The 24,330-nt window shown below is 31.2% G+C and carries 18 protein-coding genes and 1 riboswitch; of the genes, 7 read left to right on the top strand and 11 right to left on the bottom strand.

Features of this window, described 5'->3' with window-relative positions:
- Position 1: 1 nt before the first annotated feature.
- The 7 genes from cobK to yedE form a co-directional block, all read right to left on the bottom strand.
- Entirely contained in the window at positions 2-1,159 is a 1,158-nt protein-coding gene (cobK, locus tag KQH81_RS00755; protein WP_230028671.1) for a precorrin-6A reductase, read from the bottom strand.
- A gap of 19 nt (positions 1,160-1,178) precedes the next feature.
- Positions 1,179-2,309, bottom strand: coding sequence for an ABC transporter ATP-binding protein (locus KQH81_RS00750; protein WP_074844880.1), 1,131 nt, complete (start codon positions 2,307-2,309; stop codon positions 1,179-1,181).
- On the bottom strand, positions 2,309-3,337 hold the full coding sequence (locus KQH81_RS00745; protein ID WP_230028669.1) for a FecCD family ABC transporter permease: 1,029 nt from the start codon (positions 3,335-3,337) through the stop codon (positions 2,309-2,311). Before KQH81_RS00745 ends, KQH81_RS00750 begins: the two co-directional genes overlap by 1 nt.
- 1 nt (position 3,338) lies before the next feature.
- A complete protein-coding gene (locus KQH81_RS00740; protein WP_027638960.1) occupies positions 3,339-4,586 on the bottom strand; it encodes an ABC transporter substrate-binding protein in 1,248 nt (415 codons plus the stop codon).
- 168 nt (positions 4,587-4,754) lie between these two features.
- A riboswitch (cobalamin riboswitch) is annotated at positions 4,755-4,923 on the bottom strand.
- Positions 4,924-5,246: 323 nt separating this feature from the next.
- Positions 5,247-5,480 carry a DUF3343 domain-containing protein gene (locus tag KQH81_RS00735; protein WP_027638961.1) on the bottom strand — a complete coding sequence of 78 codons (234 nt, stop codon included), beginning with the start codon at positions 5,478-5,480 and terminating at the stop codon, positions 5,247-5,249.
- A gap of 15 nt (positions 5,481-5,495) precedes the next feature.
- The gene (locus KQH81_RS00730) at positions 5,496-5,702 is read right to left on the bottom strand and encodes a sulfurtransferase TusA family protein (protein WP_027638962.1); all 207 of its coding nucleotides are present in this window, start codon (positions 5,700-5,702) and stop codon (positions 5,496-5,498) included.
- Positions 5,695-6,777 (bottom strand): YedE family putative selenium transporter, encoded by a 1,083-nt coding sequence (yedE, locus tag KQH81_RS00725; protein WP_027638963.1) that lies wholly within the window; start codon positions 6,775-6,777, stop codon positions 5,695-5,697. Before yedE ends, KQH81_RS00730 begins: the two co-directional genes overlap by 8 nt.
- A 254-nt stretch (positions 6,778-7,031) precedes the next feature.
- On the opposite strand from yedE, the gene KQH81_RS00720 reads away from it, so the two are divergent.
- From KQH81_RS00720 to KQH81_RS00695, 6 genes are all read left to right on the top strand, one after another.
- On the top strand, positions 7,032-8,198 hold the full coding sequence (locus KQH81_RS00720; protein WP_230028668.1) for an aminotransferase class V-fold PLP-dependent enzyme: 1,167 nt from the start codon (positions 7,032-7,034) through the stop codon (positions 8,196-8,198).
- Positions 8,199-8,369: 171 nt separating this feature from the next.
- On the top strand, positions 8,370-8,942 hold the full coding sequence (locus KQH81_RS00715; RefSeq protein ID WP_027638965.1) for a glycerol-3-phosphate responsive antiterminator: 573 nt from the start codon (positions 8,370-8,372) through the stop codon (positions 8,940-8,942).
- 135 nt (positions 8,943-9,077) lie between these two features.
- Positions 9,078-10,568 carry a glycerol kinase GlpK gene (gene glpK, locus KQH81_RS00710; protein ID WP_027638966.1) on the top strand — a complete coding sequence of 497 codons (1,491 nt, stop codon included), beginning with the start codon at positions 9,078-9,080 and terminating at the stop codon, positions 10,566-10,568.
- A gap of 35 nt (positions 10,569-10,603) precedes the next feature.
- Entirely contained in the window at positions 10,604-11,308 is a 705-nt protein-coding gene (locus tag KQH81_RS00705; protein ID WP_027638967.1) for an MIP/aquaporin family protein, read from the top strand.
- Between the two features lie 199 nt (positions 11,309-11,507).
- Positions 11,508-12,749, top strand: a complete 1,242-nt coding sequence (locus tag KQH81_RS00700; RefSeq protein ID WP_051196256.1) for a hypothetical protein — start codon at positions 11,508-11,510, stop codon at positions 12,747-12,749.
- 159 nt (positions 12,750-12,908) lie between these two features.
- The gene (locus KQH81_RS00695) at positions 12,909-14,183 is read left to right on the top strand and encodes a MerR family transcriptional regulator (protein WP_027638968.1); all 1,275 of its coding nucleotides are present in this window, start codon (positions 12,909-12,911) and stop codon (positions 14,181-14,183) included.
- A gap of 114 nt (positions 14,184-14,297) precedes the next feature.
- Here KQH81_RS00695 and KQH81_RS00690 read toward each other — a convergent pair whose 3' ends face one another.
- The 4 genes from KQH81_RS00690 to brnQ form a co-directional block, all read right to left on the bottom strand.
- The gene (locus tag KQH81_RS00690; RefSeq protein ID WP_051196257.1) at positions 14,298-14,885 is read right to left on the bottom strand and encodes a hypothetical protein; all 588 of its coding nucleotides are present in this window, start codon (positions 14,883-14,885) and stop codon (positions 14,298-14,300) included.
- A gap of 381 nt (positions 14,886-15,266) precedes the next feature.
- Positions 15,267-15,488: a hypothetical protein gene (locus KQH81_RS00685; RefSeq protein ID WP_027638969.1), complete on the bottom strand. Its 222-nt coding sequence runs from the start codon at positions 15,486-15,488 to the stop codon at positions 15,267-15,269.
- 234 nt (positions 15,489-15,722) lie between these two features.
- Positions 15,723-21,413: a prenyltransferase/squalene oxidase repeat-containing protein gene (locus KQH81_RS00680; protein ID WP_178311546.1), complete on the bottom strand. Its 5,691-nt coding sequence runs from the start codon at positions 21,411-21,413 to the stop codon at positions 15,723-15,725.
- A 730-nt stretch (positions 21,414-22,143) separates the two neighbouring features.
- Entirely contained in the window at positions 22,144-23,409 is a 1,266-nt protein-coding gene (brnQ, locus tag KQH81_RS00675) for a branched-chain amino acid transport system II carrier protein (RefSeq protein WP_178311548.1), read from the bottom strand.
- A 270-nt stretch (positions 23,410-23,679) separates the two neighbouring features.
- Here brnQ and KQH81_RS00670 point away from each other — a divergent pair, with 270 nt between their 5' ends.
- Positions 23,680-24,183, top strand: a complete 504-nt coding sequence (locus KQH81_RS00670) for a flavin reductase family protein (RefSeq protein WP_074844906.1) — start codon at positions 23,680-23,682, stop codon at positions 24,181-24,183.
- The last annotated feature ends 147 nt before the right edge of the window (positions 24,184-24,330 follow it).

Raw genomic sequence — 24,330 nt, 5'->3', positions numbered from 1 at the left:
ATCACCTCCTGTTATATTGGCTTATAATCCATTTTCTTATTTCATCAACAGATGTTACGCATATCTTATCTTTATTATTATCGTGAGGCCTTGCTACCAATATAGCTGGTATGCCAAGTTCTTCAGCGGCCTTAATTTTCTTGTCAACTCCACCTGTTAACCCACTATCTTTACTTACAATAACTGCCGCATTATATCTTGAGAAAGCTTCTAAATTCTCTTCATAAGAAAAAGGTCCTTTTTCTGCAATTATATTTTCTCTAGGCACTCCATTTTCCAAGCATGCATTTATTGAGCTATCCACCTCTAAAACTCTTGCAACAATTCTATTAGGATCTATAACCTTTGTAAATATAGCTATATTGTTTGCACCTATAGTTAAAAATATGTTGCCATCATAATTACTGGCTCTATTTGCTGCTTCCTCGAAGTCGTTGCAATAAAATATGTTTTCATATTCATAACTTATATTATTTCTTGAGTAGTCCATAAGTATAGTGTCAGTTTCTATGCAGGCTTTTTTAACTTCCTCTGAAACTCTCACTGCAAAAGGATGAGACATATCTACAACCAAGTCTATATTTTTAGATTTTATAAAATCTGAAAATCCTTTAGAATCCATCCTTCCACATATTATATTAACTTTGTCATTATCTACGATATCTGCTCCATATTGAGTAGCAACCGATAGATAAATATTAGCTAAACTACTAAGCTCATCTAGTGCTTTTCTAGCCTCTGTAGTTCCCCCTATTATAAGGATATTATTAATAGACCTGCCCTCTTCCATTTCATAAATAGAAAGAGTAGCTTTATCCATTAATGTCTTGTTCAATATGCATTTACCTTTTCCGCTTGCTAAATATGCTGCACTTTCACATACATTTCCTATACCAGTAACTCCTTTAACAAAATTGCTTTGACAAAACTTTTTTGAAACTATAGAAAGTTCTTCTGAACTAAAAGTTTTAAATTCAATATTATGTTTTTTCGCAAATTCTATAATTCCTCTTTCATCCTTTTTTATATCAATACTTGCAACTATTTTTACATCATTTATTGATAAGGAATTTTTATCGAATACTGATATAATCTCACTTTCTAATTTGTCACACGATAATCCTTTTCTACAACCTACACCGATAACTAACTTCTTCATGTATACTTCTCACCTCTTTTTACATACCATCTATAAATTCTTCTATATTTATATCGCTTATATTAAACACTTTATTCCCATTAAGCCTTAATCGTTTAATTAATTCCATATTTTTTTCATTAATATCACAGATTCTAAAGTTGCTTGTAAGTATATATTTGTAATTTTTAGCAGATTCATATGCCTCTTCTATTTGTTTATCACTTACTGCCTCATAAGCTTTAGCTGAAAACACTTCTGCATTCATGGCCTTAGCTATATGAAAACTCACATCATTCTCATGAAGAACTCCTACTCCAAACCCCTTCATTCTTCCAGCAATCTTTCTAAATATGTCTGTTGTGATTTCATCACTTCCAACTATAAAAAAATCTCTTCCAGATTTATTTACGAATTCCACGGTTCCTATTTGGGCATCAAATTGATGTTTATCTAGTCCATAAAGTTCATTAAGCTTACCACTTTTCACAATATTATCTGTTTTTCCACTAGCTATAACCTTATTACCTTTTACAAGCACCAAGTAATCACAGCACTTTATAGCCAAATCAGGTTCATGAAGGGTACATATTACGGTTTTTCCTTCTTCTATGCTTAGCTTCTTCAATGTAGAAAGAACATCTAGTTTATACTTAATATCAAGATGGCTTGTAGGTTCATCTAAGATAATAACCTTAGGATCTTGTGCAAGTCCTCTTGCTATCAAGATTTTCTGCTTTTCTCCATCACTTAACTGATTAAAAGTTTTGTCTTTTAAATAATAAGCTGAACATTTTTTAAGAGATTCATCTACTATATTTACATCTTTTTCTGATAAATTTCCGAAGAATCCAGTGTGAGGATATCTTCCCATAGAAGCCACATCAAATCCTGTTATATTTTCTAGTTCTGCTCTATGAGTTAAAACTACAGACATTTCTTTTGCAAGTTCATTTTGTTTATAGTTCCAGAGACTTTTAGATGATATTTCAATATCTCCATCTACCTTCTCTATAATCTTTGCTATAGTTTTTAGCATAGTAGTTTTTCCCGATCCATTAGCTCCAAGTATACACGTCATCTTACCTCTAATGAATTCCAAATTTATACCACTTACTATTACTTTGCCTTCATATCCCACAGATAAATCTTTTAACTTTATATGTTCCATCATATTCTCACCTTATTTCTCTTCATGAGTAAATACAATACTATCGGCACCCCAACTACAGATGTTATAGTTCCAACTGCAATTTCACTTGGAGCAACTATGGTTCTCGCTATTAAATCACAGGCTACTCCAAATAAAGCGCCTATAACCAAAGTTGTAGGAATCAAAGTTCTTGCATCTTCTGATTTTAGAAGCAATCTACATATATGAGGTACGCTCATTCCAACAAAAGCTATAAGACCTGCAAAAGCCGTAACAACAGCAGTTAAAACACTTGAAAATACTATTATAAGAACTCTGAGAGCCTTAGTATTCACTCCCATTGTCTTAGCATATGCTTCACCTAGTAAAAATGAATTTAGACTTTTAGATAGCATAAAAGACAGTATGAATAACGTAATACATACTGCTACCAATACATATATCTGACTCCAAGTCATAAGTCCAAAAGACCCCATACCCCATTTTGTAAAATCAGCTATGCTGTTATCGTCAGAAAAAGCCACCAAAAATCCTATTAATGAAGAACATAGGTATCCTAACATAGTTCCTACTATTAAAAGCGTTGTTATATTTTTAAGTTTTGAGGCAAAAGCAAGTATTAGCATCATTACTACTAAAGAACCAATTAATGCCCCTAAAAATAGAAACCAAGGATTGGTAGTATTAAACCCAAATGTAACTCCTCCAAGAAGTACAAGTCCTACAAATAGTCTAGCTCCTGAAGATATGCCTAAAATGTATGGATCCGCAATGGGATTATTAAATAAAATTTGAAGTAATAGTCCTGATAAAGCTAGAGCTGCTCCTCCAAATATACTTGCTATAACCCTAGTAAGTCTCATATTATATATTATCGTCGCTTCCACAGTTCCAGCATCTCTGCCTTGAATTAGCGTCTCCACTACCTTTGCAGGCTCTATATATACTGAACCTATTCCTATAGCAAAGATGGCTGATACCGCTAAAAGAATTAGCGATATCAGCATTATAAATCTGGCTCTTTTATTAAACATTTTTGTTTTCAAATTAATCCACCTTGAATTTTATTATTTTTCCATCGTTCTTTAAATCCTTAAATTCATCTGGATAAAAAGCTATTGCAGCAGATTTTATTATAGATAGTGCATTTGCAGTATCTTGTGCCCAATCATACCCAACTACATAACAATCATCATTTTTAAATGCCTTTGATTGAGCAAAGTCAATTTGACCTTCTTTATTAAAAAATGTTATATCCTTAGCCTTCTTATAGGAATTAAGTGAAACTCCAAAAATGATTTTATCAGCATCTGTCATATATTTTAAGAAATCCTCATTTGAAAGTGTAACAGAATTTTTTTCACTTTCTGGCGCATATAGCTTTCCTCCAACAGCTGAAACAATTGAGTTTACATAATCTTTCTCTGTTCTAAGATTCCAGTGAGGTGCTTGAGAACTATGAGTAAACCATAAAACATTTGGCTTGTCCTTAATCTTTGCTGTTCTAGCGATAATTTCATTTATTCCCTTTTCATTTTCCTTCATATAGTCTTGAGCATTTTGCTCTTTTCCTATAAACGCTCCTACAAGTTCCATCCATTCAGCTCTTCCCATATAGTTGTCTTCTGCAAAATCTCCAAAGTATAAGCAGAAAATTCCACTTTCTTCAAGCTTCTTAGCTACTTCAACATCACTTTGCATTCCACCAACGAATACAACTTGTGGTTTTAAAGAAGCTACTAATTCCTTGTCTACATTTTTGCTAGAGCCTACATACTTAGTAGCTCCTTTAGCTAATGCATCCTTTAACCCTGATATATAACAAGATTCACTCTTTATAGAAGTTCCTTTAACTACATCTATAGCATCAAGATTTTCGAAATGTCCTGCATGAGCACTTGCAAGTGTTACAACACTGTCCACTTTACCTTTAATAACGTGGTCCCAAGTTGTATCCTTAGGCTCTGTAGCTCCTTCTGGTAATATCAAAACTCTTTGAGAATACTTTCCTGTATTTGCTGTCTCTTTTATATCGGTAGCAATTATCTTTGCTCCGCCATAGTAATATTCTATAGTAAATCCCTTTGCATATTTTGGTACATACTTTGATTGAAGTTTTCCTGCTTCACCCTTTGCATTTTCTTCTGGTATAGCATTCCAATTTCCTTCTGGTAATAGATTTGCACTCTCCGTGCTATTTTCTTTAGCTGTTTCCTTTGATGTTCCACATCCAATGATAGTGAACATAAGCATTAGACATAGAATAATTGAAATTATTGATTTGAGTTTTTTCATTTTGACCTCCGATATTTTAATAATTTTTGAAAAAACCAAACCTCAGGTGTGGTAGATAACTCATTAAAGACATCGAATTATTCTCAAAAAAAATTCCCATATTAATGGGATATTAAGAATAAATCGTGTTTTCCACTTTGTATCCTGTACCCCCTCATCTGACGTAAGGCAGTGTACTGTAAATCTTTTAGTATCCTGACTTAAGCTTCATTGCACAAAACGGCCTTCCCAAAGACTAACCTCCAGTGGCATATTGTTTTGCACTCATCTATCACAGTTGCGCGACAGTGAGGGAATGACACCCTTCTTCCTAAAAACAGATTTACATTAATCAAATTCCTCTTTATTATAAAAGAACCGTAAAGGTTTTACAATTTAAATATTCTTATTTTAGTCTAATTTAAAAATATTATATGTAATTTTCACTATCTAATATCTATATACTCATTTTTTCACGTTTTTATTGAAATTTACCTATTTTAATTCTATCCGATATGAAGATATCTTTTAGCCTGTTATATTTCCTCTAATTACATAATTACTTTTTTACCTCAAAAGAAAAAAGCCTTCAGTCTAAGCTCCTGCAGTGCTTATCCATCCAGCTCATTTCTTTAAACAATTTATTTTCAATTTAAAGTGATTTTTAATATAAAATTTTTACTAAAATTCTTTTAGAAGTTTATACTCACCTTTATTAGATGCGAAAATCTTTTCCATATCATCGCTATGAATTTCTTCTAGCTCCCCATCATAAGTAAAGGATACACCTATTCCACAGTTTGAACTCAACTTTCTAGGTATAGGCATCTTTTCATTTTCTATAAGATTCTTAGTTAAAAACCTGCTAAAGCTTATAGCTCCTGAATGAGTAAAAAATGTCGCTACATATTCCATATAATCAACTCCATATTACTTTGTTGCTGCTAATATAAAATCTTCATCTTCTTCCTTTACAGAAACGCTGTAACCTGCATTTTTCATAAATCTTTCAACATTTCTACAAGCTGTGTTGTTATCGACCAATATCTCTACTCCCTTTGGATTTGCTTCTAAAGCATTTTTAGTCATAAGAACTGGTTGTGGGCATGACATTCCCCTTGCATCTATTCTAACCAACTTTGACCTCTCCCTTCACTTTCATTGATATTTTCTTATCCTTTGAAAAATAAGAAATAGCTAATAATACAACTAAACATATTATAACAGCTACTTGTCCATTTGGAGTTGGTCCTTTTGGACTTGCTGCTAAACTGAAATTATGAGCAAATGCTGCTCCTAAAAGCATTCCTAAAATTGTTATTGAAGAATCTATATTTCCTTCTCCACTCAATATAAGCTGTCTCATTGGGCATCCCCCTAAAAGGATAGATCCCCATCCAACTACTACCATACCAAGAAAATTCCATAATCCATCTGTGTGAGCAACCGGTTGAGCTTCAAATCCTGGGTTAAAAAATCCAAAAGCTAAATTACCTATTAAAGCTGCTGCAATTATTGATATGAATCCCCATATCAAATATGAATCCTTAAATAATATAATGTCTCTTATTCCTCCAGCCATGCAAAGCCTTGTTCTTTGGCATATTATACCAACTATTAACCCAAAACCTAATGCAAACCATATTGGTGCACGCATTGAACCTGGACCCTCTTTTGAAAATAAAAGTAATGCTGATCCGCTGGCAACTAGTCCAACTAAAACTATATTAATTATTGGGAAAACTACTCCCTCATACTTTGTCTGTTTATAATTTCTTTTTAGTGTAAATCCTCTATTTAAGAAGAATATACCTATAACTATTCCAACTGCAAATCCCGCAATTCCAAATAAAGCATTAAAATCTCCACCTGCAAGCCTTAGTACCATTCTTGTTGGACATCCTAAGAACATTAATGCTCCTATCATAATCATAAATCCAAGAACAAATCTCAATAAAGGTGAAGATCCTCCTCTTGAACTAAATTCTTTTTTAGCTATAGCTATTATAAATGCTCCCAATATCATGCCTAAAACTTCAGGTCTTACATATTGGAGAGTTGCTGCTCCATGTAATCCAAATGCTCCAGCTGTGTCCCTGATGAAGCAAGCCACGCATATACCCATATTCTTTGGATTTCCTAAGAATACAGATACTACAGATAATATACCTATAATGGCTCCCCCTAAAATAATACCTCTTTTCTCTTTCATAAAATTACATCTCCCTCTAACTTTATTAAAATTCGAATAATTCCCCACCTAAATATTAGCAAATATTATTCTATAAGTTAAATCGCTATATCTAATAGATAATCCTTTATCTATATGTTAAATCAATACTTGCCTAATGATCTCGTATATCTATTCCACATTTAAATAGATATCTTAAATTCTATAGATTTTATCTATGCGGATTGAATAAAAAAAACTACTACTATATATTTGAACTTAGAGGGGGTATATATATGAAAAATGTTTATTTAGATAACGCAGCTACCAGCTTTCCAAAAGCACCTGGAACTGCTGAAGCTATAACAAATTATATACTAAATATAGGATCCAGCATAAATAGGGGTGCATACTCAAAAGCCTTTGAAGCTGAAAATATTGCTTTTGAAACAAGAGAGCTTCTTTGTGAATTATTTAATTTTTCGAAACCAGAAAATGTAATATTCACCGGAAATATTACTCAAAGTTTAAATATTTTAATCAAGGGTCTACTAAAACCAAATGATCACGTTATAGTATCTTCAATGGAACATAATGCTGTGATGAGACCTTTAAATTCATTAGAAAAAATCGGGATTCAAATTTCTAAATGTCCATGTGATAATTTAGGACAGCTTGATTTATCTGCATTACCTAATCTAATAAAATCAAATACTAAAGCTGTAATAATGACACATGCCTCTAACGTATGTGGTACAATACTTCCATTAAAAGAAGTTGGAGAAATCTGTAGAGAACATAACCTATTCTTTATTATTGATAGTGCTCAGACAGCTGGATTTTTAGATTTAGATTTTCAATCTCTCAATGCCAGTGCAATAGCTTTTACTGGACATAAAGGATTATTAGGCCCTCAAGGTATAGGAGGCTTTCTTATAAATAACGAATTAAACAGTCATATATCACCGCTTATAGAAGGTGGAACAGGCAGTCTTTCTGAACTTGAAACTCAGCCCCTATATATGCCCGACAAATTCGAATCAGGAACGCCTAATATACCTGGTATCTATGGTTTGAATGCTTCTTTAAAATATATTCTAAAAGAAGAAATATCTAATATAAGAGAAAAAGAATTAATGCTTACTGCAGCTTTTCTTGAGGGTATATCTTCTATAAATGGAATAAACATTATAGGACTTAAAGGTATTGAAAATAGAACTCCTACTATATCTCTAGATTTCATAGGTATGGATAATGGCATAATATGTCATGTTTTAAATAAAAACTATGGTATCTCTACAAGGAGCGGACTACATTGTGCTCCATCAGCTCATAAAGCTCTTAACACATTCCCAAAGGGTACTGTGAGATTTAGTTTCTCACATTTCACAACTCTAGAAGATATAAGTTATTCTCTAGGCGCCATAAGTAGCATAATTAAAAATAGCCATAATATAAGATAGTCATCTTATATTATGGCTATTTTTCTTTAAAGACTTTGTATTTTCTACGTTTATCAACTAAATTTAAATTATATTTTTATACATTTTTTACTTCTAAAATCAAGTTATCTATCATATAATGTAATAGACCTAAAAGTAAAGTATAATATTAATCAAAAGGAGGTTTTACATATGAGAGACACTTATTTAAGAGATATACTCTTAGACAACCCAGTTATTGCAGCAGTTAGAAATGATGAAGAACTATCCTGCGCTTTAGAAAGCGATATTGAATTAATATTCGTTTTATATGGGACTTTACTTACAATATCAAAGATATCTGAAAAACTTACAAGGCATCATAAAAAGTTTTTTATTCACTTAGACCTTATAGAAGGACTAAAAGGAGATTCAGAAGGCATTGAGTTCATAAAAAGATCTGCTAATCCTCTAGGCATAATAACAACTAAACCATCTAATATACGATATGCAAATCACTTAGGGCTAATGTCTATACAACGTATTTTTATAATAGATTCATTGTCCTTAAAAACAGGAATCGCAAATATAAATACAGTAAATCCATCAGCTGTAGAGATTATGCCAGGATTGTGTCAAAAGGCAATTTCTATAATCAATAAAGAAACTTCTGCTTCCGTAATAGCCGGCGGACTAATAAATTCTAAAAATGAGGTATTTGAATGTCTATCAGCAGGAGCTCTTGCAGTTTCAACTACTGAGAAAAAGCTTTGGAATGATAACTAAATACGGTTAATGGCATGAGATTTAAGAGAGCCAATAATTATACGAAGATTTTTTAATCTTGGCATAATTATTGGCTTTTTTGATTATATATTTGTATAAGTATTAAGCCATAAAATTTGAAGGGGGAGTTTTTTTATGCCAAAGTATATGATGTCATTAGATCAAGGTACTACTAGTTCTCGCTGCATACTTTTTGATGAAACTGGCTCTATAATTAGTGTTGCTCAGAAGGAGTTTACTCAAATTTACCCACATGCTGGATGGGTTGAGCATGACCCTATGGAAATATGGTCTACCCAACTTAGTGTTGCTACAGAAGCTATGGCTAAAATAGGCGCAACTGCAGATGAAATAGCTGGTATAGGCATAACAAATCAAAGAGAGACAACCGTGGTTTGGAACAAGAATACCGGAGTACCCATATACAATGCTATAGTATGGCAATGCAGAAGAACAGCTAATTTCTGTGACAAACTACGAGAAGAAGGATATGATAAATATCTAAAAGAAAAAACAGGACTTATTCTTGATGCCTATTTCTCAGGAACAAAATTAAACTGGATTCTCAATAATGTAGAAGGTGCAAGAGAAGAAGCTGAAAATGGCAATCTTTTATTTGGTACAATCGATACTTGGCTAATATGGAATTTAACAAAGGGCAAGGTTCATGTAACCGATTACTCAAACGCTTCTAGAACATTGCTTTTCAATATTCATGAATTAAAGTGGGATGAAGATATTCTAGCAAAATTAAATATACCTACATCAGTACTCCCTGAAGTTAAACCTTCAAGCTGCATATATGGATATTCTGATTCTTCCCTATTTGGAAAAGAGATTCCTATAGCTGGTGTAGCTGGTGACCAACAAGCTGCCCTATTCGGACAATGCTGCTATGAACCTGGTACTGCAAAGAATACTTATGGTACAGGATGTTTCATGCTTATGAATACTGGCGAAACTGCTGTTGAATCTAAAAATGGCTTACTAACTACTATAGCATGGGGAATCGATGGTAAGGTTGAATACGCTTTAGAAGGAAGTATATTTGTAGCTGGCGCTGCCATCCAATGGTTAAGAGATGAGCTTAGAATGATAAAGACATCTCCTGAATCCGAGAAATATGCAGAGGCTGTTGAGGATACTAATGGGGTTTACATGGTTCCTGCATTTGTTGGACTCGGTGCTCCTCACTGGGATTCCTATGCAAGAGGAACTATAGTTGGACTTACTAGAGGAACTAAAAAAGAACACTTTATAAGAGCTACTCTTGAATCTCTAGCTTATCAAACTTATGATGTTTTAAAAGCTATGGAAGAAGATTCTTCAATCAAACTACAAGCATTAAAGGTTGATGGAGGAGCTTGTGCTAACAACTTCTTAATGCAATTCCAATCTGACATACTAGGCGTTGAGGTACAAAGACCTGAAGTTATAGAAACAACAGCTCTTGGTGCTGCATATTTAGCTGGTCTAGCAGTAGGGTATTGGAAAGACAAAGATGATGTAAAGAAACACTGGGCTGTATCAAGAAAATTTGATTCAGAAATGAATGATGAAAAATGTGCTGAACTTTTAGAAGGATGGCATGAAGCCGTTAAGAGATCAAAAGGATGGGCTAAGTAATCAAATTTTAAAATAATATAAAAGGAGTGTTCTATATGTCAGCTTATTTAAGTGAATTTCTAGGAACTATGCTGCTAATTCTATTAGGTGATGGCGTATGCTGTGCTGTTTCTCTTAATAAATCTAAAGCTCAAAATTCCGGATGGATAGTTATTGCTTTTGGATGGGCTTTAGCTGTTGCAATTCCAGTTTATATATTCGGGCCAATCGGAGGAGCTCACTTCAATCCTGCAGTTACATTAGGAATGGCAGCTATAGGAAAGATAGCTTGGTCTATGGTACCAGGATATATAGGATGTCAAATGGCAGGCGCTATACTTGGTGCTGTACTTGTTTATCTAATGTACAAGCCTCACTTTGATGTAACAGAAGATAAGGCTACTAAGCTTGGTGTTTTCTGCACAGCTCCTGCTATAAAGGATACACCTTTCAACTTCATATCTGAATTTATAGGAACTTTTGTACTTGTATTTACAATATTAGGTGTTGGTAATACTACTTCTGTTGATGGTTTTGGACCATTCATAGTTGGACTAATAATTTTAGTTATAGGTCTATCTTTAGGTGCAACTACTGGATATGCTATAAATCCAGCTAGAGACCTTGGACCAAGAATAGCTCATGCTATACTTCCTATAAAGGATAAAGGAGATTCTGACTGGGGATACGCTTGGCTTCCTGTAATAGCTCCAATTTGCGGTGGTATTTGTGCTGCTTTAATATTCACTTTACTATTCTAGTAATTTAATTTTCAATATAAGGATATCTAAAAATGATTAATATCATATTTAGATATCCTTTTTATATGCAGAGTTTATTTCATAAAATTATTAAATTTATAATTTTTCAGTATCTGTCACTAATTTTTTACCTAAATATACGGAATTTTCATTATAATATTAATAAGCCTATTAAATTTATAATTAGGAGTGATATTATTTGAAGAGATTATTAAAATCTTTCGCTTTCATATTATTGTTAATTTGTCTTATCTTTATAAATTTATCCTTAAAACAAGATAATTTGTCAACTGTAAAAGAAGAAAATTTCTTTTCTCCAACACTAGATGCAGAAAAGGTTTCAAGACAAAATCTTGTTCTTGAGGAAGCTGAAAACTTAAAAAGAGGTTATTTTGTAGATGAAGCTATCGAAAAACTTCTTTCTAATCCTGATTTAGTAGATGATAAAATTCAGGATAAAGTAGAAGAGTATAAGTCCTATAGAAGCAGCTTTGTAAAATATGAGGGTGCTATTGAACATATTTTTTTTCACAGTTTAATAATATACCCAGAATTAGCCTTTGATAATTATGGTCATGATGCCGAAGGTTATAATATGTGGTTTGCAACAGTAAATGAATTTCAGAAGATCCTTCCCCTACTTCAGGAGAGAGGATTTGTTCTCGTAAAGCTTAATGATGTATACAAAAAAGATTCAGATGGCAAAATGGTGAGAAACGATATCTATCTTCCTAAAGATAAAAAACCTCTTATAATATCTCAAGATGATGTAAACTACTATGACTATATGAGACCTGATGGTTTTGCTGATAAACTAGTCCTAGACAATGAAAATCAAGTATCAACTTTAGTTCGCACACCATACAATGGTACTCAAATAACTAGAGATGGTGATATGGTTCCTATATTAGATGACTACATAAAATCTCATCCAGAGTTTTCTTATAAGGGTGCTAAAGGTGTCTTAGCAGTAACAGGATATGAAGGCGTTCTTGGTTATAGATTAACCACCGATGAAGATAAAGCCGAGGCTAAAAAAGTAGTAACTAGATTAAAAGAAACAGGCTGGCTTTTTGCAAGTCACTCCTACACTCATAACGGAGACGGTTATTTCGGTCAAAATCCTGTTTACAATAAACTGGTATACGATTTTAACAAGTGGCGTGATCAGATATCTCCTATCGTTGGAGAGACTACTCTATTTATAGCACCTTTCGGTACAACATTACAAAATAAAAACCTAGATATTGCTAAGAATCATGGGTTTGAAATCTACTGTAATGTAGCTAGAAGCGTAAAAGATCAAATTCTTAATGATATAGTTATAATGCCTCGCTTTAATATAGATGGTTTTACCTTTTTCAAAGATAAAGAAAATGTAAATAAGCGTTTCTTCGATGTGGACAAGGTTATTGATAGTAATAGACCTATTCTTAAATAGTGAAAAGTTAATAATCTGAGTATGCGCTTACATTACTCGTATTCCTATAAACTCATTTTATATCTAATTAAATTGAGTTTATAGGAAAAGTTGTTGACATTCCAGTGACTGTAAGGTGTTTAATATACATAAAATCAACTACATAGGAGGATATTCAGCATGAAGATAAAAGACGCCGAGCTATTAACTGGTTTACCAGCAAAAACAATTCGATATTATGAAAGCCAGGGACTAATTTCTATAAAGAGAAATTCTAATACTTACAGAGATTATACTGAAAATAATATCACTGAATTACGTAGAATAAAAATTCTTAGAAAGCTAGATGTTCCAATTTCTAAAATAAAAGAGTTTACCCAAGGAGAAATTTCATTACATTATATTTTACAAAATGAGATTAAAAACTTAGATGGAAAAGAAATAAATCTTGTACGTAAAAAAAGTACTATTGAAGTTTTATTAAAAGACCTGAAGAAAAATCCCAATCTAGATTTAGTTCAATACTATGAAGATTTTGAATATATTGAGGGCGAAGAATTTAATGAAATGCTATATGAAATAAAGGAACTTAGTGAATTTTCATTATCTAGTGTACTTTTATATACATTGATTCTCAGTGGTCCATTGTTATGGCTTTTTACCAACATTAGTAGAGAGAACTACGAGTTCATTGGTATAAATAGTTTTGTAGCAATAATATGTACAATATTATTAACATTAACATGGAGTAAGTTTTTAAAACAACCTAATAAAAAATTTAAAGGTACAGTTTCTTTGTTATTAGGTCTTATTACCATCCTAGTTTTATCTATTATTATTTTTATCGGTATTACAAAACTTCAGGAAAATATATTCGTTCCAAACGACTATTTAATGTTTATGTTCAAATCTCCATATAGTTACTTGTTTTTGTTTTTTGAAATAGAACTTATTGTGTTATTTACTGCAGCATTATATAAAAGAGTAAAAAATGTAGAGTGGAAGTGGGCAAATGAGTTATTTAATTTTATAAGAAAGCACATTGTCACAACTGTTATTTTTAATCTATTTTTATTATATGTATGCATTACCAGCATCACTGTGGTAACAAAAAATCAAATTGTCGATTACAGTTTCTACAACCTAAAAGGAACTTCATATTCTTATAATGATATTTCTAAAGTTGAAACTGGATTCCAAGGTAAATTTCTTAAAGTTTTAAGAGGACATGCCGGTGATTTTTATTACATTGTAAATTTTAAGGATGGTAAAAAAATAAACTTTTATCAAGCAAATAGCCCTTTTGAAGATACTTATTTGGAACTTGAAATATTTGACGACTTAATTATGGATACTGGTAAATCTCAAAAGATATCCTCAACAGATAACTGTGAACTTTGCAGTTTAGATCAAAGATATATCGATAGATTTTTAAAAATAATTGAGAATAAATAATCAAATCCTGCTTATTAGAAAAAGGTTTAATTAATATCAGTTTTAAACCCTCAGCAAAACTAATTTGTTGAGGGTTATTTCATATCATCATATTTAATTTTAATTATAATTCATTTATCTCACTGCACTAATATTTGCATAAGAAGTAATAGCTACCTCTTCTGGTAATATAACCTTGAAGTAGTCTCTCACATAACCTTCATAAACTTTTTTACCTATTATTTTGTTTAAAATATCATTTGGTGTAATAAGGTTTATATGTTTACCAAAGTCCATAATACCTGCATTATTCAATATATATGCTATAAACTGTGAGCAAACAAATTTATCCTTAGGCCTAAATGTAATTCTTAATGGTATAAAAAGTATTCCCAAGAAATTATAGCTTGCCTTATATTTACGTTTAAACACTCTTAAAATTTCCTCAGCTTTTTTATATTGTTCATTATTTACATTAACTTCATAGATACAACATACTGCTCTATGAGCCAGTTCTTTGTAGACTCCATCATCTATCTTTTCATGAACAAACCTAGCTTGCAATGGGTGCTCAGATAAACTTTCTCGTCCAAAAGAATATAGTCTTTTAAAATCTTTGTCTAAAGCTATTGATACATGAGTATAAGGTGATTGGGTTGATACCTTTAAAAATCTAGAAAAATTAGTTCCTGTATGACTAAACATTATATAAATTTTTTTCAATATCTGTCCCCCCAACTTTTATACATATTAAACAGCTTGTACATCATCATATCTTTTATTATATCATCTTTTTTCATATCATCACAACCAAGATTTATTGCTAATTAATTACATTTTTAGTATTAGTGTCTTTATTCAACTTGAAAATCCATTTTTGATTTAGCTTCTGTTACCCATTTTTTAAGGTTTCCATTATCAATGTTTTCTTTTATAACTTCATTTTATAATCTCTCTGTCTCTTATTATTCCATGAATATTTATGCACAAATTTATATAAATTCCCCTAAGAAACAAAAAAAGATGTAAATCCCTTAATAGGTTTACATCTTAAAAATTTATCATTATTTTGTTATTGTACTACAACTATATCTTATTTACACTTTAAATAGAATTTTTATTAATTATAGAGGTATAGTCACTTTCGTCTACTTCTTCTCTTATCCAAACATCCTTAAACCTCTTTGCTAAAAGTCCAAGCTCCAACTCTAGGTCTTCCATTTTTCTAATTGTGTCATGAGCATCATCTTCACTATCGTAGATTAATTTATTCTTTAACCTCTCTAATTCTTGAAATTTCTCTAACAATATCTCCTCTATATACATAGCTTCTCCATAAATATTGATTTATATTATTATATGTTCTTTATGAAGATTTGATTTCTATGTTTTTCAATAAAAAATGCACCACCAAAGACTAGATTTACATCTACCATTTGGGGCGCACTTCAGATTCTTATATGTCTTCTTTTATTAGATTTTATTCTACTCCAAACATTTGATATAGAATATGATTTTATTCTTTACCAACTCTCTTTGACAGAGAACAAAAATGATTTATTATGCATTATTTTTCTTTATTCTATTATGAGTTGCATAAAATCCTGCAAGTGATAGTAATCCTAGCATTAACATTAGTTCTACTTCTTGTCCATCTCCTGTTTTTGGAATATTATTTTCTTTCTCATTATCTTTATTAGAAATTTCTTCTTTATTATTTTCTAATTTTTCTACAACCTTATTTTCTTTGGTATTTAGCTGTGCATCTGTCTTTATTGTATCAATTCCTGATTTTGCAGCTTTTAAAAACTCTGCTACCGCTTCTTTATTTTCTGCATTATTTATTGTTTCTTTTGCAGCTGATACTTTTTCTACTAATTCTTTCTGTTGCTCTTCTCTGTAGTCATTAGCATTCTTATAGTTTTCAATTTCTGCAATTGCGTTTGTCTTGGCCTCAGCTAATTCCTTTGCTGCTTTTTCCTTTACTGCTTGCTCTTCTTCCTTTAGCTGTGCATCTGTCTTTATTATATCAATTCCTGATTTTGCAGCTTTTAAAGACTCTGCTACCGCTTCTTTATTTTCTGCATTATTTATTGCTTCTTTTGCAGCTGATACTTTTTCTGCTAATTCTTTCTGTTGCTCTTCTCTGTAGTCATTAGCGTTCTTATAGTTTTCCATTTCTGCAACTGCTTTTTCTTTTGCAACTGCTAATTCCTCAGCTTCAGCTTTTTTCTTTTCTGCTGCTTTAATAGATTCTGAAAGCTGTGAAGTTGAATTATCTAATACATTTTGATCTGCTTTCCAGTTTAAACTATCTGCAAATAATGTGTTATATGCTTCTTTTACTCCATTATCCTTTAAAAGTTCTTCTTTTTCAGGGTTTGAATCAAAATCTGCAATAGCTTTTATTACATTACTCTTATCAATTGCTACTGGTATAATTGGATCTCCCCAACCAGTGTTCCAGCAATCACTCCCTAGTCCAACTACAGTGAATGCCCATCTTACTACCATTCCATCCTTAGGGGTTACACCACTTGCACCTACTGGAGAATGGACATTATCAACAGTAAATACCCATCCAGAAAATTGTGAGTAATCAAATTCTCCTAGAGAACTACTTTCTCTTGGATTTCTAAATTCAATACCATTCTTTTCTGCATATTCCTTTATATATTCAGGGAATTCTGCTTCTAATTTTCCAGAGTCTACTATACTAGCTAGATAAAATTGACCATATTTTTCATAGCCTGTGTTAGCATACATTTTATTTATATTATAATATCTCACTAATGCAGCTCCAAGATTGTCCCCTTTGCAATATGGAACTTTTACAGGTTTAACCAAATAGCCTTGGCCAATTGTTATTTTTTCCATTGATAAATAGAAATATCCAGCTGTATTGTTTTCTAACATTCTCTTTTCTGCATTTATAAGTTTATCATAATTTGCAACTAACTCTTTTTGCTTACGATTAAGACCACTATATGCAGCTCTTACTTCATCAACAGCTGCTTTATCTGGCGCTTCCATAGACTCTAATTTCTTAATTTTTTCTATAACTTCGTTTGCTTTTTTCTGATTGTTTTTCTCAATTTGTTCAAGTGTCTTTTCGTTATCTATTCTTTCTTTTGCAACCTTTAATGCTTTTTCAACTTCTTTTGCATCTTTTGCATTTAGTATTTCTTTCTTACCACTTTTCTTGTAATTGTTAATATATTTCCATTCATTTTTCCCATATAGTTTTTCATCATTTTCCTTATATTGTTCAAGATCCTTTATAGCTTCATCTTTTATTGATTTTAATTCTTCATTTAACTGAGTATCTGTCTTTATTGTATCAATTCCTGATTTTGCAGATTTTAAAGCATCTTCTACCTCTTCTTTATTTTCTGCACTGTTTATTACTTCTTTTGCAGCTGATACTTTTTCTGATAATTCTTTCTGTTGCTCTTCTCTGTAATCATTAGCATCCTTATAGTTTTCAATTTCTGAAATTGCCTTTTCTTTTGCATCTGCTAATTCCTCAGCTTTTGTTTCTTCCTCTGATCTATCATTTAAATCATATAATCCAACTTTGTTGTTAATAAATAGCAGATATGAATTATATGCATTTGTAGCATTTACTGCTGTTTTTACATCATTCTCTTCTTCCGCTTTAAATTTAGCCAATGCAGTAATTAGGTTCTTATTACCCTTTATAAATCCTTCTGCATTTGTTGGGTCAATTCCTAATGAAGTTAATGCGATTATTCCATTTGCACAACTTGTTGCATCTTCATATCCACCTTCTTCATTTAACATTGATTTCATATAAGTCAATGCCTTGTCTACTGCTGTTTTTACATTAGCATCACCTTTTTTATAGTATGGAGCTAGAGCTTGAATTGCAATCGATGTAATATTTACATTTCCGTTCTTATCACTTTGCATATTCTTAAAACTTCCATCTTCCCCCTGATACCTTAAAATTAGTTTAACTAATTCTTCTCTGTCCCATAATACTTCTTCTGGTTGATAATTTCTACAGTCGTATCCTATTAATGTATATGCTGGCATTTCAATGCTACCCTTATTCATTTCTGATGAAAGACCTAATTCAAAATTAACTAAATCATACATCCAAGTTGGATCATCAAAAGTTTTCCCCAATATTCCCAATATCCATAATTCTTGTGGATTACAAATTTCCTCATCATTATACTTATCTTCTGCAGATTTAAGATATGAGTCTATTATATCCTGTTTTACTTTTTCTCCACCTCTTAATATAGAAAACAATACATTTTCATCCCCAAAAGCACTATGTGGCTTTGTTAAGAGATTTTCAATACCATTTGCTAATCCTAATTCTGATATTCTCTTATAGTCCGTTGGATTTACTTCTTCTTTTTCAACTAAAACTACAAATGGCGAAAGCTCACTTATCTTAACGCTTATCTTTCCATCCTTAACATTTTTATCAAAGCTTTCTACTTCTCCAGTTTTCTTCAGGTGTTTTACTATTACATTCTTATCTTCATAAATCTTACCTAAATCAAAGGTTACAATAGCATTTCCCTTTAAGTTTCCTTTTTTTATATGAATATCATAAGCTCTCGCTATTTCTTGATTTTTACCTATAAATCTTTTTATTCCTTCTGGTATATCTTCATTATTAATTTTTGTTGCTTCTATAACTGTATTTGGAAGAATTTCTCCTTCCAGTACAATCTTTCCACTTCCATCTTCTATCTTTCCTGGTACAAAAGTACTTTCTTTTATAAATTGTTCATCTGTCTTTATATTATCTAATGCCTTCTTTATCTTTGATAAAGCTTCTTTAACTGCATCTTTACTATTTGCTTTATCTATTTCTGCCTTTCCCAATTCAATTTTTTCCAAAAGTTCTCTTTGTTGAGCCTCTCTATAATTTTTCTTGTCCTTATAGTTTTCTAACTCTTTATTTGCATTTTCCTTTTCTATTTTAAGTTCTTTTACTTCTTTATCAATCTGCCCGTCAACATCAGTAAAATCATATAATCTTGTTCTTCCTTCTACAAAACGTAAATATGATTCTAATGCATAGGTTACTTGTGTATTTGCAAATGAATTATCACCGTTTCCATTTTCATCTACTGAAAAACCTATATCTTTTTTGAAACTGTGAAGATTTGTTATAAGATTTTTTCTTCCAAGAGTAAAGCCTTCCGCTGTAACAGGATCTATGTTTAAAGATGTTAAGGCCGTAAGTACCTGAGCTGATGAACATGCATTTCCATCATATCCACAACATTCATCTATCCTTGAACGAAGATATTCAAGAGCCTTGTGAACTGGTGCCTGTATGTTTTCATTTCCTTTTATATAATATGGTGCAAGTGACTGTAATGCCATTGCTGTCATATCAACACTACCTGTTTTTTCTCCCCTATAAAGACTAAAACTACCATCAACAGCTTGAAATTTTAATATATGATCAATAAATTTTTCTCTAGTCCATATACTATTTGGGGGAATATTTATATTTTTACTATCTAAAGCTATCAACGCAAATACAGGACAATTTAACGTTTCCTTTTCCATTTTAGTAGACATTATCATTGAATCTACAAGATTCTCTTCCCATGGAGTATTTGCTGGTGTCTTATCCATAGACCCAAATGCTAACATCATTCTTGCATAATCTGTTATTCTAAGTCCTTTATTATTGATATATTCTGATTCAGCAGATTTATCATATGACTTTATATCTTCAAAAGTGATCTTTCCCCCGCTTCTAAGTAAAGCAAAAATATTCCACTCATCCATATATTTGTTGTGTGATTTTGATTCTAGACACTCAACCCCATGAGCAACGTCTTCTTTTGCCATTTCTAAATAATCTATTTTTACTTCATCATTTTCTTTAATAGTAATATCAAAAACTATAGGTTTTGCCCCACCTGTCTCGTCATATGGAACTCCTGTTACCCTAACTTTTCCAGCTGAAAGTGCTGTTAAAAGATGTCTTGTCTCATAATCATTTGCTTGATTTGAATATGGTAAATATATGGAATCCGAAATCTTTACAATTCCCTCTTTACTATAAGACCAATTAAACCTCTGCTCTGTTGCATTACTAGGAACAGCAGCTATTTTAAGTTCTAAATCTTCTCCTTCTTTTACGTTTAAATCTTTATTTTCAATACTAGCAGATTTAAGTGGATTCTTATATCTAAATTCCATCTCTACAATCTGCTTTAACTTAGGATTTTCTTTGCTTGTAACCTCAAAACGCGCAATTCCACTTTTTTTTGGTATTATTCCATTTCCATAGGCAACCATATGAGTTGCTACCTCAGGAGTTAATGCATTCCACTCTAATTCTGTATTACTTGTATTACTTGGATTAAAGTTAATATAATAACTAGTCTCCCTAGAATCATCCTTACAGCTAGGTGTTACACCAACATAGTATCCTCCTAATGCATTCCATCTTTGAATATATGCAATCTTAGGATATTCTATTTGAAAATTTTCCATTTTAATAGCTTTATTAATAGCTTTAAAGTCAATACTTGCAGTGCCATCATTCATAGTTATATTAAATATGCATTCTTCATTTTTATTAGATTCTATCCATATATTTCCAAAAATATCATTGTATCCAAAATTCCCACTTTTTTTATATATGGTAGCAGAAGTTAGTATATCTATATCAATAAATTCTGTACTATCTTTTTTTCTACCCTTTATCTTAACATTCTTTGTTTCTCGTCCATTAAATACTACAGGCTTGTCCATTGACACTTCTTTTCCATCAACATATGCCTTTATTTCTTCTATTTCTGATGATATATTTTTAATATTAAATTTTGTTATTTCTTTTGCTCCCCCAAATAATGGTGATCTATCATATACCTTAGCTTCTACTGTTCTAATATCATATCCATTGAAAGTTCCGTTTGATGTAACCCATATATTATCCCAATTTCTTATTCCCTCTTTCATAGGAACACTGCATTTAAAATACGGTTCTTTATTCTCAAACTTTATTTTCTCTGCATTTCTAAGATGAAACTTACCATGGTCTAATGTATTAAGTGTAAATGTATTAGTTTCATCTGCTTCAAGTATTCTACCATCATCAAACTGAAAATATACACTTGGAGTCTTTGCTAATTCACTATCCGTACTAGCAGCAAACACTAAATTATTTGGAATAAGAATAGATAAGCACATTACTAATATAAGTACTATTCTTTTCCAAGATTTCTTTCTTTCTTTCATTTAAGTTTTCCCCTCTCTTATCATATAGTCCTCAAAATTTTCTCTTATACTGTAAATATAAATAGTGAAAACCTCATTATCTTAACGTTTACTTAAATAGCTTTTCACCTTTGACTTTTTTTATAATGTACACCTTCTTTCATTTTTTATATTAAAAAAGGGAGTACCAATATCTATAATAGATTTGATACACCCGTATTTGTGCATTTCTTAATTTCAGCTTATCTACCTGAAAGTACTCCCTGGATAATGTATGTGTTCTGACTTGCAATATAGAGATTATTAATCTCTTACGTACACATCCTACCTTCCCATGATTAGCTAATCACAGTGGAAGCCTTTCAGCTCACATCTTTTAGATGCTTCGGTGTGTCCTCTCGCACACAGCGCCGGCAACGCGGGGCTTTTCCCCATTCCTTTTACGTTTACATCTGACATAAGTCTTTACAATATAAACGACATACCCAATTTAATTCGCATGTAAATTATATATCAAAATTAATTTTTTTACAATATTTATTATTAAATGTTAAATATTGAAATTAATTAAATATCTTTCATTTCATAATTTTAATTTAATGATATTGTATTTTTGTTATATTAATATGCCAAAAATTAATTACTTCGTTAATTTTTTAACTTTTATTATAAAAATATAAAGAGTATGCTACACCATATGAAAAATATTTTGTAACATACTCTTTATTAAATAAAATTTTTTACACTTAAATTATACAGATCTTACTTTCATCATACTTCCTACAACTCCACCTATTATAGCCGGAAGAATCCAATTAAATCCTATAGAATTAAGTGGTAGATATTTTAGAAATGAAACTATATATCCATTTTGGTTCATAAGATTAAATATACTTATAACTAATGTAGTATATACCGCTCCTGCATAAGTTGATTTTTTCTTTATCTTATTATCAAAAGCATTCATAACTACTAAAACTATACTCATAGGATATATAAGTTCTAATATTGGAGCCGAAAATTTTATTATAGTTGAAACTCCAAAGTTTGATACAAATGCACTGAATGCACAAATAATTACTACAATTCTACTATAGCTAAACTTTCCTTTAAATAATTTCTCATAAAAGTTAGCTGATGCTGATGTAAGACCTATGGAAGTAGTAAGACATGCTAATGCAACTATAAGACCTAGTACTACCTTTCCACCTTCTCCTAAAAGGCTAGCTGTTATGCTTATTATAAGTTGAGTCTGAGGTATATTCGTGTCATATACACTAGCTGAATGTGCACCTATATATGCAAGACCAGCATAAACTAATACAAGTCCTATTGTAGCCACTATGCCACTATAGAATGTCATCTTTATAACTTGTTTTTTATCAGTATACCCCTTCTTGCTTATACTCTCCATTATAATAGCTGCAAACATCAGAGATGCAAGAGCATCCATTGTTTGATATCCTTGAGCTAATCCAGTTGAAAAAACATCTGTTATCCTTGAAGCTGTAAATTCTCCAATAGGACTCATTATTCCTTTTGTAATTAATATAATTAAGCATATAAGAAGAGCAGGTGTCAAAAACTCTCCAACTATATCTATAACCTTCGATGGCTTTATGGTTAACATAAGTGTTATAGCAAAAAATATTATTGAACTTACTATCGGATTTGCATTAGGAAATATACCCTGCACTCCTACTTCAAATGTTGTTGCAGCTGTTCGCGGTATAGCTAAAAGAGGTCCTAAGCATGTTATTATTACTATACCTAATATCACACTAAACTTTTTACCCATTTTCATGGTTACTTCACTTAAGCTTCCATTATGTTTTGCCATTATCACCATAATTAGCAATGCAAGTCCTACATCGCCTATTACAAATCCCGTAAATGAACTTATCCATTCACTTCCACTAGAAATACCTAGATAAGGTGGAAAAATAAGATTACCAGCTCCAAAAAACATAGAAAATAAAGCAAATCCCACAATTAAAATATTAAGCCCCTTTTTCACAAAATTCCTCCTACAAATGTATTATCTTTAATCAAAAATATACTAAAATCTATATAATTACTTTTATTTTGTCGATTTTTTATGATTTTAGACATGAATTACTTTGTTATTTTATCATTATTTATCACTTTTGTTAATACTTTAATATTTTATAATGTATAATTTAATATTTTATTTATATGTTTTTTTAAAAATCTAAAAATTAAGAAAAAATATATAAATATGTTATAATATAAGAAATTATGTTAATAATTTTATAGGAGGTTTTCTATGAACGAATTTATTGAAATTTCACCATATGAAATAGACGATAATGTCTTTAAATGTATAGGAAAAGATTGGATGCTTATAACAGCTGGTGATGAAAATAACTTTAATACTATGACAGCCAGCTGGGGAGGATTAGGTGTTCTGTGGAGAAAAAATGTATCCTTTTCTTTTGTAAGAAAGCATCGTCACACTTATGGATTTGTTGAGAATAGTGGCACTTTCACTCTAAGCTTTTTTGATGAAGAATATAGAGATGCTTTGAATATCTGTGGAACAAAATCAGGTAGAGACTGTGATAAAGTAAAGGAATCTGGTCTTACTCCTGAATTTATAGATGGAACACCAACTTTTAAAGAAGCAAGGCTTGTTCTAGTATGTAAAAAACTCTATATTCATGATATAGACCCTAATAACTTTATAGATATGAATGTAAATGAACTTTATCCAGCAAAAGATTATCATAGAATGTATATTGGAGAAATCTTGAAAGTCTTAAAAAAATAATAAAATAAAGGAGATTAAATAAAAATAACTTTTCATTTAATCTCCTTTAGACACTATATTAAGTCACTGCCTATCACCGTATTTATCTTATTTAACTTTTCCCTAACATCCAGATTTTTTTCAATATTTATTTATGATTTTCTTTAT

It is taken from the genome of Clostridium cadaveris, from assembly GCF_020911725.1.
GTDB classification, from domain to species: domain Bacteria; phylum Bacillota; class Clostridia; order Clostridiales; family Clostridiaceae; genus Clostridium_X; species Clostridium_X cadaveris.
The sequence above is the reverse complement of the archived record's forward strand: the minus strand, read 5'-3'. Positions and strand labels throughout refer to the sequence as shown.

Excerpts from the sequence above, each read along its gene's own strand:
- KQH81_RS00695 (WP_027638968.1), top strand. The coding sequence starts at position 12,909 with ATGAAGATAAAAGACGCCGAGCTATTAACTGGTTTACCAGCAAAAACA.
- KQH81_RS00705 (WP_027638967.1), top strand. The coding sequence starts at position 10,604 with ATGTCAGCTTATTTAAGTGAATTTCTAGGAACTATGCTGCTAATTCTA.
- yedE (WP_027638963.1), bottom strand. The coding sequence starts at position 6,777 with ATGAAAGAGAAAAGAGGTATTATTTTAGGGGGAGCCATTATAGGTATA.
- KQH81_RS00685 (WP_027638969.1), bottom strand. The coding sequence starts at position 15,488 with ATGTATATAGAGGAGATATTGTTAGAGAAATTTCAAGAATTAGAGAGG.
- KQH81_RS00750 (WP_074844880.1), bottom strand. The coding sequence starts at position 2,309 with ATGGAACATATAAAGTTAAAAGATTTATCTGTGGGATATGAAGGCAAA.
- KQH81_RS00680 (WP_178311546.1), bottom strand. The coding sequence starts at position 21,413 with ATGAAAGAAAGAAAGAAATCTTGGAAAAGAATAGTACTTATATTAGTA.
- KQH81_RS00740 (WP_027638960.1), bottom strand. The coding sequence starts at position 4,586 with ATGAAAAAACTCAAATCAATAATTTCAATTATTCTATGTCTAATGCTT.
- KQH81_RS00715 (WP_027638965.1), top strand. The coding sequence starts at position 8,370 with ATGAGAGACACTTATTTAAGAGATATACTCTTAGACAACCCAGTTATT.
- KQH81_RS00735 (WP_027638961.1), bottom strand. The coding sequence starts at position 5,480 with ATGGAATATGTAGCGACATTTTTTACTCATTCAGGAGCTATAAGCTTT.
- cobK (WP_230028671.1), bottom strand. The coding sequence starts at position 1,159 with ATGAAGAAGTTAGTTATCGGTGTAGGTTGTAGAAAAGGATTATCGTGT.
- KQH81_RS00720 (WP_230028668.1), top strand. The coding sequence starts at position 7,032 with ATGAAAAATGTTTATTTAGATAACGCAGCTACCAGCTTTCCAAAAGCA.
- glpK (WP_027638966.1), top strand. The coding sequence starts at position 9,078 with ATGCCAAAGTATATGATGTCATTAGATCAAGGTACTACTAGTTCTCGC.
- KQH81_RS00670 (WP_074844906.1), top strand. The coding sequence starts at position 23,680 with ATGAACGAATTTATTGAAATTTCACCATATGAAATAGACGATAATGTC.